Source organism: Sporosarcina sp. 179-K 3D1 HS (assembly GCF_047228905.1).
Taxonomy (GTDB): Bacteria; Bacillota; Bacilli; order Bacillales_A; family Planococcaceae; genus Sporosarcina.
On record NZ_JBFEGI010000001.1, the window covers coordinates 170,584 to 183,807 of the forward strand.

At 46.8% G+C, this 13,224-nt stretch carries 11 protein-coding genes; all 11 read right to left on the reverse strand.

Going from position 1 to position 13,224, the window contains the following annotated elements:
• The 11 genes from AB1K83_RS00890 to AB1K83_RS00940 all read right to left on the reverse strand — a co-directional run bounded on the left by AB1K83_RS00890 (position 1) and on the right by AB1K83_RS00940 (position 13,198).
• Entirely contained in the window at positions 1–1,047 is a 1,047-nt protein-coding gene (locus AB1K83_RS00890) for an ABC transporter permease (protein WP_413056265.1), read from the reverse strand.
• The gene (locus tag AB1K83_RS00895) at positions 1,037–2,608 is read right to left on the reverse strand and encodes an ABC transporter ATP-binding protein (RefSeq protein WP_413056266.1); all 1,572 of its coding nucleotides are present in this window, start codon (positions 2,606–2,608) and stop codon (positions 1,037–1,039) included. The genes AB1K83_RS00890 and AB1K83_RS00895 overlap by 11 nt, the downstream gene beginning before the upstream one ends.
• Positions 2,609–2,794: 186 nt before the next feature.
• Positions 2,795–3,886 carry a BMP family lipoprotein gene (locus tag AB1K83_RS00900; RefSeq protein ID WP_413056267.1) on the reverse strand — a complete coding sequence of 364 codons (1,092 nt, stop codon included), beginning with the start codon at positions 3,884–3,886 and terminating at the stop codon, positions 2,795–2,797.
• Between the two features lie 44 nt (positions 3,887–3,930).
• A complete protein-coding gene (locus AB1K83_RS00905; protein ID WP_413056268.1) occupies positions 3,931–4,659 on the reverse strand; it encodes a GntR family transcriptional regulator in 729 nt (242 codons plus the stop codon).
• A gap of 141 nt (positions 4,660–4,800) precedes the next feature.
• Positions 4,801–7,143 carry a DNA translocase FtsK gene (locus AB1K83_RS00910; protein ID WP_413056269.1) on the reverse strand — a complete coding sequence of 781 codons (2,343 nt, stop codon included), beginning with the start codon at positions 7,141–7,143 and terminating at the stop codon, positions 4,801–4,803.
• A gap of 251 nt (positions 7,144–7,394) precedes the next feature.
• Positions 7,395–9,062, reverse strand: coding sequence for a ribonuclease J (locus AB1K83_RS00915; RefSeq protein ID WP_413056270.1), 1,668 nt, complete (start codon positions 9,060–9,062; stop codon positions 7,395–7,397).
• 355 nt (positions 9,063–9,417) lie between these two features.
• On the reverse strand, positions 9,418–10,323 hold the full coding sequence (dapA, locus tag AB1K83_RS00920; protein ID WP_413056271.1) for a 4-hydroxy-tetrahydrodipicolinate synthase: 906 nt from the start codon (positions 10,321–10,323) through the stop codon (positions 9,418–9,420).
• A 21-nt stretch (positions 10,324–10,344) separates the two neighbouring features.
• Positions 10,345–11,382 (reverse strand): aspartate-semialdehyde dehydrogenase, encoded by a 1,038-nt coding sequence (gene asd / locus AB1K83_RS00925; protein WP_413056272.1) that lies wholly within the window; start codon positions 11,380–11,382, stop codon positions 10,345–10,347.
• A 171-nt stretch (positions 11,383–11,553) separates the two neighbouring features.
• The gene (locus tag AB1K83_RS00930; RefSeq protein WP_413056273.1) at positions 11,554–12,144 is read right to left on the reverse strand and encodes a dipicolinate synthase subunit B; all 591 of its coding nucleotides are present in this window, start codon (positions 12,142–12,144) and stop codon (positions 11,554–11,556) included.
• A 12-nt stretch (positions 12,145–12,156) separates the two neighbouring features.
• Positions 12,157–12,933 carry a dipicolinate synthase subunit A gene (locus AB1K83_RS00935; RefSeq protein ID WP_413056274.1) on the reverse strand — a complete coding sequence of 259 codons (777 nt, stop codon included), beginning with the start codon at positions 12,931–12,933 and terminating at the stop codon, positions 12,157–12,159.
• Entirely contained in the window at positions 12,923–13,198 is a 276-nt protein-coding gene (locus tag AB1K83_RS00940) for a YlmC/YmxH family sporulation protein (RefSeq protein WP_413056275.1), read from the reverse strand. Before AB1K83_RS00940 ends, AB1K83_RS00935 begins: the two co-directional genes overlap by 11 nt.
• Positions 13,199–13,224 lie beyond the last annotated feature (26 nt).

Consider the following 13,224-nt stretch of genomic DNA (forward strand, 5'->3'; position numbering starts at 1 on the left):
TCACTTCGCCTCCTTTTTCTTATTCAACTTGCCAAGGAAGACTCGAATGATGTAGCCGGAAGCGACGAAGAAAATGATTAATGCAATGACAATCGAAACGATTTCAATCGGAACTCCGGCTTCATTTGGCATATTGCCGGCACCGTATTTTAAAGAGCCGAACAAGGAAGCACCAAAAATGACACCAAGCGGCGTGTTCGCTCCGAGAAGAGCGACCGCAATCCCGTCAAAACCGATGCCGGTGAAGCCGCCTTGCTGGGTCATGTTCCCAAACGTCCCGAGCGCTTCCATGGAACCGGCCAGCCCGGCGAACGCCCCTGAAATGACCATGGATAACACGATGTTCTTATTTACATTCATCCCTGCGTACTGAGAAGCGTGTTCATTGAAGCCGACGGATTTTAATTCGTATCCTGTTTTGGTCTTCTCTAGGAGGAACCACATGACGAACACCATGGCCAACGCGATGAGGATGCCGTAATGCATGGTCGAGAAATCGGTCAGATTGCGCAGGGAATCGGAACGTAAGGAGGCGGTCGGATGTATTTTATCCGTTTTATAACTACCTCCGGAAATCGTTTTGATTAACGCATTCACGACATGCAGAGCGATATAGTTCATCATTATGGTGACAATGACTTCATGTACCCGCAGTTTCGCTTTTAGGATGCCCGGTATGAATCCCCAAAGCGCACCCGCTGCTGCCGCCGCCAATAAAGCTAAAGGCAAGTGGATGACTTTCGGTAATTCGATTGCAGACCCGACAAAAGCGGCCGCAAACCAACCGACAATTAGCTGGCCTTCAACACCGATATTGAATAAGCCGGTTCTGAAGGCGAAGGCGACCGCGAGACCTGCCAAAATATAGGGACTGATTTGACGGATTGTCTCCCCGATGGCATAAGAACTCCCGAAAATTCCGTTCCATAGGGCAATGTATGCTTGAATCGGATCATAGTCGCTGAACAGCATGACAATCGCCCCGACGAGCAGTCCGAGAATAATGGAAATGACGGGGACTAGAATATTGACAAGTCTATTCGACATTGCGATTGTCACCTTCTTTCAACACGACATCATCCCCGACTACGACCATCTCTTCTTTCGTATGACCCGCCATGAGTAGACCCAATTCCTGCTCATTCGTTTCTGAAGGAAGAACTGTGTCCATGATTTTCCCATCGTAAATGACCGCAATCCGGTCCGAAACGTTCATCACTTCGTCGAGCTCAAACGAAATGAGAAGAACCGCTTTTCCGTGATCCCGTTGTTCAATCAACCGTTTATGGATGAATTCGATTGCTCCGACATCCAGTCCGCGAGTCGGAAGCGCCGCGATAAGCAATTCGGGATCCCGGTCCACTTCCCGACCGATAATCAACTTCTGCTGATTCCCCCCTGAAAGGGCCCGGGCCAATTCATGCTCCCCTTGAGTCCGTACATCGAATGTGGATATGATGTCATTTGCCTTTTGGGATATAACCTTATAATCCATTATGCCATTTTTTGAAAATGGCTTTTTGTAATAGGTTTGTAAAGCGGCATTATAACCTACAGAAAAGTCCAATACTAGCCCATGTTTATGGCGGTCTTGCGGAATATGACCCATTCCAGTTTCAGTGATTTCACGCGGTTTTTTCCCCGTGACATCTACTGAATCGAGGAACACTTTCCCACTTTTCACCTTCCGTAATCCGGTGATCGCTTCAATCAATTCGGATTGTCCATTGCCATCGATGCCTGCAATGCCGACAATCTCCCCTTTTCGGACAGATAGATTCAGCCCTTTGACTTTCGCTATGCCTCGATTATCCTCGACGACCAAGTCTTCGATCTGAAGTACCTCATCCGTAGGACGGGAGGGAATCTTTTCAGTCTTGAAAGTCACTTGGCGCCCGACCATCAATGTTGCCAGTTCTTCAGGCGTCGTTTCTGAAGTGATGACCGTTCCAATTCCCTCCCCTTTCCGGATAATTGTCACGCGATCGGACACATCCATGATTTCTTGGAGCTTATGTGTAATGATGATGATTGACTTACCTTCACCAATCAATTTTCTCATAATGGCGATCAATTCATTGATTTCCTGTGGAGTCAACGAAGCGGTCGGTTCATCGAAGATTAATATTTCTGCACCCCGATATAATGTTTTCAAAATCTCTACCCGCTGCTGCATACCTACGGAAATATCTTCGATTTTTGCATACGGGTCTACATCCAGTCCGTATAACTTTGAGATCTCCGCAACTTTTTTGGCAGCTGCCTTAATATTGATCATTCCCATTTTTTTCGGCTCGTTGCCTAAAATGATATTTTCGGTGACAGTCAGGTTTTCAACTAGCATGAAATGTTGATGGACCATTCCGATCCCCAGGCTATTCGCCACATTCGGGTCAGAAATGGCCGTCGTTTTCCCGCGCACCCGGATTTCTCCGCCTTCCGGCTGGTACAGTCCGAACAACACATTCATCAATGTCGTTTTTCCCGCGCCGTTCTCCCCTAATAGGGCATGGATTTCCCCTTTCTTTAATTGGAGAGTGATATTATTGTTGGCAACAAATTTACCGAATTCCTTCCGGATTTTCAGCATCTCCACTACATACTCCATCAGACTCACTCCCTCGCCATATCTATACTCGACCCCAACGGCCAACACTACGTCATGATCGCATCATTATTTTAGAATTAAATTAACACAAGAAAGGATCGCGAAACGCAATCCTTTCTTCTATCAATTTAAAGAAGGAAATCATGAAGGCGATAAAAGGGTCGCCTTCATGATTTCAAAAGCGGTTTATTTCTTTTTCTCTACAAACTCGGGAACTTCGATTTCCCCATCGATAATTTTCTTCGTGTATTCCTCGACTTCCGCCAAGACATCATCCGGAATCGCACCGCGTGAATCCGTCAATTCAACGCCTTGATCCTGGAGGCCGTAAGTTGTCACGACACCACCAGGGAACTCGCCGTTGCTTGCTTGCTCTGCTATTTTCTTAACAGCGATATCGACCCGCTTCAACATGGACGTCAGTGTTACGTTGTGTTCGCCGACTTGTCCTTCATCGTATTGGTCGGAGTCAACGCCGATGACCCAAATAAATTCATCCGGATTCGCTTTTTTCCGCTCTTTCGCTTCGGAGAATACGCCATTTCCAGTACCACCCGCAGCATGGAAGATGATGTCAACACCGGAAGAATACATCATGTTAGCAGCCGATTTTCCTAACTCTGCTTTCGTGAAGTCCCCTGCGTAATGGACTTCCACTTTAACATCAGGATTCGCCGCCTTCACACCTGCTATAAATCCAGCTTCGAATCGTTCGATAACCGGAATATCCATACCACCAATGAATCCGACTTTCCCACTTTTCGTCATGTTAGCCGCTACTACTCCGGCGAGGAATGCCCCTTCTTGCTCTTTGAACATAACGCTTGCGACATTCGGTACGTCCGACACTTCGTCAACTAAGGCAAAATGATTGTCTGGACGTTCCGTTGCGATATCTTCAATCGCATCTTTTACCAAATAGCCAACTCCAAAAATCAAGTCGAAATCCCGTGATACTAATTTATTTAAGTTCGGTGCATATTCTGCTGGGCCTTTCGATTCGAGATAGTCGTATCCGCCATCCCCTTTTTGCAGATTATTTTCTTTCCCGTACTCTTGGATCCCTTTCCAAGCGGATTGGTTGAATGATTTATCATCTACTCCGCCCTGATCCGTTACCATGGCAATCGAGAATGTGTCTTCAGCAGGCTGCTGCTCATTATTACCTGCGTTTTCTTTTTCCTTTTGTTGCCCTTTATCTCCCCCGCCACATGCACCAAGAATCATTCCGGCAGCTAGCAAAAAAGATAGACCAAGTCCAAATTTCCGTTTACCCAATGTCAGGACCTCCCTGATTTTATTTAGTATGACGTCTTAACGTCTTATACCCTCTTCCGAACTACATGAAAACTGAATTTATCCGCCCTAAAGTAGTTCTTTGAGAAAAGAACCATTTCCCCATCTTCACTATAATGATGTTGGATAAGGGCGAGAAGTGGTATTTCCACGCCGCAGCGTAGAATAGAAGAAGCTTCCTCATCATAGCCGATCGGTTCAATGTACGCGACTGCTTGTGAAATTCGAACTTCCCCGGATTTTTCAATTGCTTCAAATATGGATTCGTTCCAAAGATGCTCGACTCCACCCGAAATCGTACGTGCCAGTACTTGGTCGATACAATAAACAACTGGTTCTCCATCGGCAGTCCGGACTCTTTTAATCGTAACGAGACGGTCCCCCTCTTCATGTGAAAAGACTTCGCCATTTTCCTCGTTCACTTCCGCGTCATTAATTTCCATTAATATCGTCCCCGGTTCCATACCTGCGTCACGGATCATGGCGGTAACACTGGAAAGTTGCTCAATCCCGGATGTAAACAACGGTTTCGGATTTACAAATGTGCCGACACCATGTTTACGGACGATCACTTTCTCTTCCTCCAGAAGCCGAAGCGCCTCCCGTAACGTGGATCGACTGACACCCAGAGATCTAGCCAGGTCAAATTCAGAGGGAAATTTTTCATTTTCCTTGAAAACACCGTTTTCAATATCATTTTTCAGACGTTCAATCACCTGTACATACAGATGCCGCTGATCAGATTTCACTACCATCCTATACCTCCTCTCCCAGAGGTCAGACCTCAGATGTTTGACATCCTAAAACCCATAATTACTATAACACTTTTACTTTGCAAAATATAGACTCGATAGGTACATTGGCTATGATTTTTAATATAGGGAACAGCGGCCTTCCTAGTACATGCCTTCCGATTCCCCTTTTCCTAGCAGTACCTGTCTCGGCTTGCTTCCTTCCGAAGGACCGACAATCCCACGCATTTCCATCTGATCGACAATCCGGGCTGCCCTTGAATATCCAATTCGGAAGCGACGCTGCAACATGGAGACGGACGCTGTCTGCATGTCAACGACCAATTGAACAGCCTCATCAAACAATTCATCCGTCTCTTCATGAAGCGGGACTTCTTCCACATCTGTCGGGATCATCTCTTCCTGATATTGAGCTTTTTGTTGCTCAATGACAAAATTGACTACCGCTTCGACCTCCGCATCCGAAACGAATGCCCCTTGGACCCGAGTCGGCTTGGAAACACCTGCCGGCAGGAACAGCATATCGCCTCTTCCCAACAACTTTTCGGCTCCCCCCGAATCCAAAATCGTTCTCGAATCGACAGCGGATGATACGGCAAATGCAATTCGTGATGGGATATTCGCTTTAATGATCCCTGTAATAACATCGACGCTCGGTCGCTGTGTCGCGATGATCAAATGGATTCCCGCAGCACGTGCCATTTGGGCTAAGCGCGTAATTGAATCTTCGACATCATTCGAAGCGACCATCATCAGATCCGCCAACTCATCCACAATGACGACGATGAAAGGCATGCGTGGGTGCTTTTCATCATTCATCTTATTCCATTCTTCAATATGCTCATTATACCCTTCAATGTTACGTGTTCCGGTATGGGAAAATAATTCATAGCGCCGCTCCATTTCAGACACGACTTTCTGCAATGCCTGGGAAGCCTTTCGCGGATCCGTCACGACAGGCGCGAGAAGATGGGGCACCCCATTATACACATTAAGCTCAACCATTTTCGGATCAATCATCATAAGTTTTACTTCATGTGGCTTAGCCCTCATCAATATGCTGATAATTATACCGTTAATACACACACTCTTTCCGCTTCCCGTCGAACCCGCAATGAGGACGTGGGGCATCTTGTTAAGTTCAGCGAGCATCGCTTGTCCGGTAACATCCCGCCCAAGTGAAATCATCAATTTCGAATCAGGTCGACTATTTTCTTTCGATTCGATGACTTCCCGAAGGCTGACCATGGCGATTGCGTTATTTGGCACTTCGATACCAACTGCCGATTTCCCTGGGATCGGCGCCTCGATCCGGATATCCCGGGCAGCTAGCGCCAATGCGATATCATCCGCCAAGCTGACGATCCGACTCACTTTCACGCCTGTATCTGGCAACACTTCGTACTTTGTGACAGCAGGACCCAAATGGACTTGCGTGACACGCACTTTGACGCCAAAGCTGAGGAAAGTCCGCTCAAGGGTTTGCGCATTAGCTTGGATCGAATCATATTCCTCAGACTGGTCGTGATGCGGCGTCTGTTTCAATAAATTGTTCGGTGGTAGAATATATGATTCATTTTCCTCTTCTCCGGTCACTCCCGTATAGGTAGCAATTTCAACAGATTCCAGTTGGCCCGGTGCTTCTACTGCAGCCGACTGCTCATCCTCGGCTGAAGGCTCCTCGATTTTCTCAATTCGTTCGCTGAATGCGGAAATGATCGGTTGAGAAACAGTTTCTTCCTCCTCTTCTTGATCATCTGGCACGTCGGGTACAGTTTGCGCTTCCTGGATGAGGGCAGGCCTTCTCCTCTTCTTGGAACGGGATGCTCTTGCCGCCGGTCTCTTCTTCGGCTTCCCCTTCCGTTCAAACAGCCCTTTCATCGAGTCAAGAACTGCGGGAAAATGCTCGGCTACATACGGAACGAGAGCCTTCCCTGTCAATAGGACGATACCGATCAACAGCAGCAGGACCCCTGCGACGGTCGCTCCCGCTGAATCCAATAGCGAATGGAACATGGCAAAGAGGACCGCACCGGCCATTCCACCTCCCAAAGCCCCATTCCTTGCCTCGATGCCTCCATTTGTAATAAGCACCTTCCACGTCTCTTTCAGAGCGGAATTGGACATAAGAATACGACTTTCATAGAGCTCCTTGAAAAGATAGATATGACTAAATAAAAGTAGACTGGCCAAGATGAATAGGCAGCCTGCCACAATGCGGTTTTTCCAGCCGCCCATTTTCCGGTTGATCATATAAATTAAAGCTTGAATAATCAGCAATAACGGCAAGGCACCATGCCAGTTGCCAAAAATGAAGCGCCCGGCGGATGATAGGCTTTTTCCTACGATTCCAAACTCGAAAATAATAATAACGGCAAGCCCCATCATTGCCAAGCCGACAACCTCATAGAGCAGCGGATGCCATTCATTCGTCTTTTTCTTCTGTGTAGAAGCACGCTTTTTCTTTTTCCTCGCCCGTTTAGACATATTCCTCCTCCTTTACTCAATTACGAATCGAACTACGAAGGGTTCGATTTGCCGTATTTCTGCGTCCTTTGCAGAAATTAAGGCACATTCAGGACGCAGCATTATATTAGTCTGAACCCCTCTATTATTCAGCCGGGTTTGAAACCCACTAAATTTAGGTCGTTTCACTTTTGTTACAAATACTTGCTGAATTTAGTTAAAAAAGGGTTTCCCGCCGCAATGACGGCAAGGAAACCCTTGTTTGGTTGGGATCAATACTCCATAATAATCGGAATGATCATCGGCCTTCTTTTCGTTTGCTGGTACAAGTAGGAACTTAACGTATCACGGATCTCTTGTTTAATGTTTGTCCATTCAAACGTCTCTTTATTCACATACTTTTCGACAATCTTGCGAACCAACTTTGCCGATTCCTCAAGCAGTTCCTCGGATTCGCGAACATACACGAATCCACGCGACACGATTTCCGGACCAGCCGCAATTCGTTTCTGTTTGCGATTCAACGTGACGACTACGGTGAAGATGCCGTCTTGGCTCAAGAGTTTCCGGTCGCGCAAGACAATATTGCCGACATCGCCAACTCCAATCCCGTCGATCAGAACATTGCCCGCTTGCACACGACCGCTCATCCGCATTTTATTATTTTTGAACTCCACGATGTCCCCTTTATCCGCGATGAAAATTTGCGACTTTTCCATGCCGGTTTCCTGGGCAAGTTTGGAATGCGCGATGAGCATCCGGTATTCGCCTTGGATCGGGATGAAGTATTTCGGGCGCATCAAATTCAACATCAGTTTCAGATCTTCTTGGCTACCATGACCAGATACGTGGACTTTCTTGCTCGAAGTGAGAACCGTCGCACCCGCTTTGGCCAGATCATTCATCGTCTGGAACATCTCAACCTCCATCCCAGGGGACGGCGTGAATGTGATGAGAATCGTATCCGTGTCCTTAATACGGAGATCTTTATGATGTTTTCGGACAATTCGCTCCAATGCTTCTAGCGGTTCACCTTGGTTACCCGTCACGATAACCACGACTTGGCTATCATCATATTTATCAATTTCTTTAATCGGAATGACGATATCATCTTCGATATGCAAATACCCGAGCTTCATGCCGACTTCAAAATAACTTTCCAGACTTTTCCCGACGACCGCTACTTTTTTACCTGTTTCGCTCGCTTTATCAAACACTTGTTGGATCCGAATGAAGTTTGAGGCATATAGAGCGACTAAAATACGGCCTTCCGCTTTGTGGAATGTCTTGGACAGTTCTTTTTCGATGACAGACTCGGATGTCGTGTATCCCGGGCGTTCCGCTTCAGACGAATCGGACATGAGGATGAAGACCCCTTCTTCGCCAAGTGAAGCCATTTTCGCAATATCCGGACGATATTTTCCTTTAGCGGACTGGTCGAATTTGAATTCTCCAGTATGGACGATGGCTCCTTCGCTCGTATGGAATACGATGCCGAGGGAATCCGGGATGCTGTGCGTCGTATGGAAAAAAGTGACATGCGTCTGTTTGAAATTCATCCGACTCTTATTTGTCACTTCAAAAAACTTAACATGGTTGGGTGCAGGCATTTGTTTGAGATGTTCTTTCGCCAAGGCGATTGTCAGCTTTGATCCATAGACAGGCGCTTGCACTTTCTGGAGCAAATAAGCTAGGGAGCCGATTGCATCTTCATGGCCGTGGGTCAAGAAAATCCCCTTCACCCGGTCTTTGTTCTCCACCACATAGGAAATGTCCGGTATGACAATGTCGATGCCGAGCATTTCACCTTCAGGGAACATCAGCCCTGAATCAACAATGAACATCTCCTCGTCAATTTCAACGACATACATCGCCTTGCCAATTTCCCCCACCCCTCCGAGCGGAATGATTTTTATTAATTCGTTTTTGGTTTTTGTCAAAATAGTTCCTCCTATAACGTATATTCAAAAAGCCAGGCAAGTTTCACGCAGTCTTTTGAGTCCATGAAAATTTGACGACTCTGTCCCATTTTTCATCCGTTTCAAGTTTGGCTTGGGTGAATGGACAAAATCGAGTTTCATTTCCAGTTTCGGCTAAACTTCCCGCACTTCTTAAAATTCTTATTTTTGTATACCCGTCCACTTCGACTAAGATTCATTATACGGGACAAGCGCATTCTGTACAAACAAAAAAAGCCGAGCAATCGCCATCCTGCAAAAAGGGTGGTGTTGCTCGGCTTAAAATTTTCGAGATCCGTTACGCCTCGGCGTAATTGCGTCCAGATTTTGAATAAAGTTAAACTAGTTTTTCTACGGAGAAGCGTCCGCTTTGTTGTTGGAAAGCTTCCCATACTGCATCAAATTCCGGATGCACATCATCGTAAGCAACGAGAGGCAAACGGACGCCGCCTACCGGTACGCCAATTTTATTCAATGCGTATTTGACCGGAACCGGATTCGGGGAAGCAAATAGTGCACGGAATAATGGTAGGAATGCGCGGTGCATGTCAGCCGCTTCTTTCGTATTCCCACTTTTGAACGCGTTGATCATTTGCTGCATTTCATTCCCGACGACATGGGAGGCAACCGAGACAATTCCTTTCCCTCCAATGGAAAGCAAAGGCAATGTCAAGCCGTCGTCACCGGAGTAGACTGCGAAATCGTCTTCCGTCCCTTCGATGATAGCAGCCATTTGCTCCAAATTGCCGCTCGCTTCCTTGATCGCCCGGATATTATCCACTTTGGAAAGCGCGATGACCGTGTCAGGTTCCATATTGGCAACCGAACGACCCGGAATATTGTAAAGCAGGATTGGCAAGGACGTTTCCTTCGCTACATGCGAAAAGTGGGCATAGAGCCCTTTTTGATCCGGCTTATTGTAATAAGGCGTTACGAGCATGATCCCATCTACGCCTAGCGACTCAGCTGTTTTTGTCAATTGTACAGAAACGGCGGTATCGTTAGTTCCAGTTCCTGCGATAACCGGAACCCGTTTATTGACTTGTTTCACCGTAAAGTCGATCAGCTCTTTATCCTCTTCTGCAGAAAGCGTCGGTGATTCCCCTGTCGTTCCACAAACGACAAGAGTATCCGATCCGTTCGCAATTAAATGCTCGATCAAGTTGGCGGTTTTTTGGAAATCGATTTCTCCCTCCGATGTGAAAGGAGTCACCATCGCCGTTGCTATTTGTCCTATATCCATTTTGATCAGCCTCCCGTTTTATTATTGCTCTTCTAGAAGTTTCTCTCCGATTTGCACCGAGTTCAATGCAGCGCCTTTTAGCAGATTGTCCGAAACGATCCAGAGGTGGAAGCCTGTTGCTTCTTCTCGATCTTTTCGAATCCGGCCAACGAAAATTTCGTCTTTTCCTTCTGCAAATAAAGGCATCGGATACGTTTGAGTGGACGGATCGTCTTGGAGGACAACGCCTGGTGCATTCTTCAAAACTTCCTTTAGGTCTTCCACTGTTACGTTATCAGCATTCAGTTGGATATAAACTGATTCGGAGTGGCCAGTCACAACCGGAAGCCGTACACAAGTTGCCGTGACGGATAGGTTCTGGTCACCAAAAATCTTTTTCGTTTCATTCATCATTTTCAATTCTTCCAGCGTATATCCTGAACCGGATGGATGGAACGCATCGATTTGCGGAATCGCATTAAATGCAATCGGATAATGACGTTCCGCAGATGCGGATGGCAAAATTTCCGCCACGTTTTCCGCACGTTGTTCAAAATGCCCGCTTTGTGCTTCCAATTCATCGATCGCTTCGGAACCAGCACCCGAAACCGCTTGGTATGTGGAAACGATGATCCGGTTAATGCCGTATTTCTCTTTGATCGGCTGAAGCGCCGCGACCATCTGGATCGTTGAACAGTTCGGGTTCGCAATGATTCCCGGATGGTTTTGAAGTGCACTCGGATTCACTTCCGGCACGACGAGCGGAATATCTTCATTCATCCGGAATGCACTTGTATTATCAATGACGACTGCTCCACGCTGCACTGCTTCCGGAGCAAACTTTTCAGAGATGGATCCTCCTGCGCTGAAGAAGGCAATGTCCACCCCTTCAAATGATTCTGGCGTCGTCTCTTCCACTGTATATGTTTGATTGCCAGCCTTTATCTCAAGACCTGCCGACCGTTTCGAAGCTAGAAGCTTGATCGATTGAGCAGGAAAATTCCGTTCTAGTAACTTTTCAAGGATTTTCGTTCCAACAGCACCAGTGGCACCGACTATTGCAACATTCACGTTCTTCATCTCTATCTTCCTTTCAGCTGATTAAAGGATAGAAGAGCCGGCTTGTATATAGAATACAAGTAACCTAATCATTCCTGGCATTTCTTTTATTCTCAAACATCGGCTCAACTTATCCAAAGCAGTTCATTGGTCGAATTATATCATATTTACGAATAATGTGCAGTTGTATTTTTATTTATTATACCGCATAATCAGCAAAGGTTGAAGTTGCCTGTTCTCCATAGCAGCCGCTGCTGCAGGTACCATCAAGCTAAAATCCGAAATTAGCGAGTTCGGCTTTTTATACGGATCGTCCTGGCCAAACGGTATAAAAAAGACATTTTTCATATTTAATAGCTTAGCGATATTCGCTGCATTCAATCCGAGTGCATCGTTCGTGGAAATGCCGATCAAGACGGGATTTCCGTTTCTCAAAGTAGCCTTGGCCGCCATCAAAACAGGTGAATCCGTCGCTGCATTAGCGAATTTGCTGATCGAATTTCCTGTCATAGGCGCAATAATCATACAGTCTACGGGGGTCGATGGACCGAACGGCTCTGCACCGACAATGGAAGCGATCACCTTCTCCCCCGTCACTTCTTCAATCCGCTTTATCCATTCTTCCCCCGTTCCGAAACGGGTGGCGGCTGTCAAAACAGAATGGGTGATAACCGGCACGACCGTCGCTCCATTGTCCTTCAACGACTCAATGACCGGGATGATTTCTTCATACGTGCAATGGCTAGCCGTAATCCCTAAACCGATCCTCTTTCCCTGCAGCATCTTTATCCCCTTTCATTTTCGATACATCCTTCCGAGTGCCCCAGCAAGAGCCATGGCGGCGTCCTCCGGAAAGTGTTTGCCCGGCAATCCAAGCAGTATTGTATAATATTCAGGCGCAGGGCTCTTCTTTAGGCATCCGGGCGCGGAAGCCAAATCGAAAATGTGTAAGCGGGAATCCGGGGATACGGACAGCCACTGAACTGGTATCGTATTGATGAACTCTCCTTGATGCAGTTGAAACGTATCGGATAGTACCATCGTTTCATAGCCGAGCGTCGCCGCTTCACCAAGCTGAGTTTCAGAACGCGCGATGACTGTAATCTGTGCACCGAGTGAAGATAGCACATGAGTCGTCAATTTCCCGACCCTTCCAAAACCGGCTACATAAAAATGTTTGCCTGCGATACTCCGCTTCGTGCGGCGATAATATTCATGAACAAATGCTTCAGCCGTCAGCCTCGCGTTTTCCCAGATAAATTGTTCTTCCTTCAGATAGGACAGGACGGTATGACCCGCCTCCTCGAAAGGGCGGGTCCATTGCTCCGAGGCCACACCCGTATACAATCGAGTACCCTTTGTTAACTGGCCAACCGGAATCGGAGACCCCTGCATTTGCAAAATGGGCAGCACGATATGGTCCGGCTCCAGTTCAAGCAACAAGTCACCGAGTGGTTCCGTATAGTGGTCTGTCCTGAAATGTGTACTATGGTATCCTTTTCCCTTGAATATTTCGCTGCATGCTGCTATCCGTTCATCCGTTCCGATGAAAAGCCATTTTTCATTTGTCATCGAAATTCAACTCGCTCATACTCCGGGTTTTCCCGAATAAAATGCGATGCTCGCCAATGAGGACGATCTCTTCCCAAGGGATATATTCATCTGTCCCCTCTTGACGGTTTTTAAAAGAAAACCGACCGAACTTCTTTTTAATTTCGAAACCGATAATATCCCCCGTTTTACCGTTGAAAATCATATCCGTATCTGCAAGGAATCCATACCGGATCCCGTCTTCCACTTGGATTAATTCCTTTTGAGCCAGTTCAGATAACAACATTCTCCAGTCCCCTTTCTCTGTTCTTT

Excerpts from the sequence above, each read along its gene's own strand:
- AB1K83_RS00905 (WP_413056268.1), bottom strand. The coding sequence starts at position 4,659 with ATGGTAGTGAAATCTGATCAGCGGCATCTGTATGTACAGGTGATTGAA.
- dapA (WP_413056271.1), bottom strand. The coding sequence starts at position 10,323 with ATGGATATAGGACAAATAGCAACGGCGATGGTGACTCCTTTCACATCG.
- AB1K83_RS00935 (WP_413056274.1), bottom strand. The coding sequence starts at position 12,933 with ATGACAAATGAAAAATGGCTTTTCATCGGAACGGATGAACGGATAGCA.
- AB1K83_RS00910 (WP_413056269.1), bottom strand. The coding sequence starts at position 7,143 with ATGTCTAAACGGGCGAGGAAAAAGAAAAAGCGTGCTTCTACACAGAAG.
- AB1K83_RS00940 (WP_413056275.1), bottom strand. The coding sequence starts at position 13,198 with ATGTTGTTATCTGAACTGGCTCAAAAGGAATTAATCCAAGTGGAAGAC.
- AB1K83_RS00890 (WP_413056265.1), bottom strand. The coding sequence starts at position 1,047 with ATGTCGAATAGACTTGTCAATATTCTAGTCCCCGTCATTTCCATTATT.
- AB1K83_RS00895 (WP_413056266.1), bottom strand. The coding sequence starts at position 2,608 with ATGGAGTATGTAGTGGAGATGCTGAAAATCCGGAAGGAATTCGGTAAA.
- AB1K83_RS00930 (WP_413056273.1), bottom strand. The coding sequence starts at position 12,144 with ATGCTGCAGGGAAAGAGGATCGGTTTAGGGATTACGGCTAGCCATTGC.
- asd (WP_413056272.1), bottom strand. The coding sequence starts at position 11,382 with ATGAAGAACGTGAATGTTGCAATAGTCGGTGCCACTGGTGCTGTTGGA.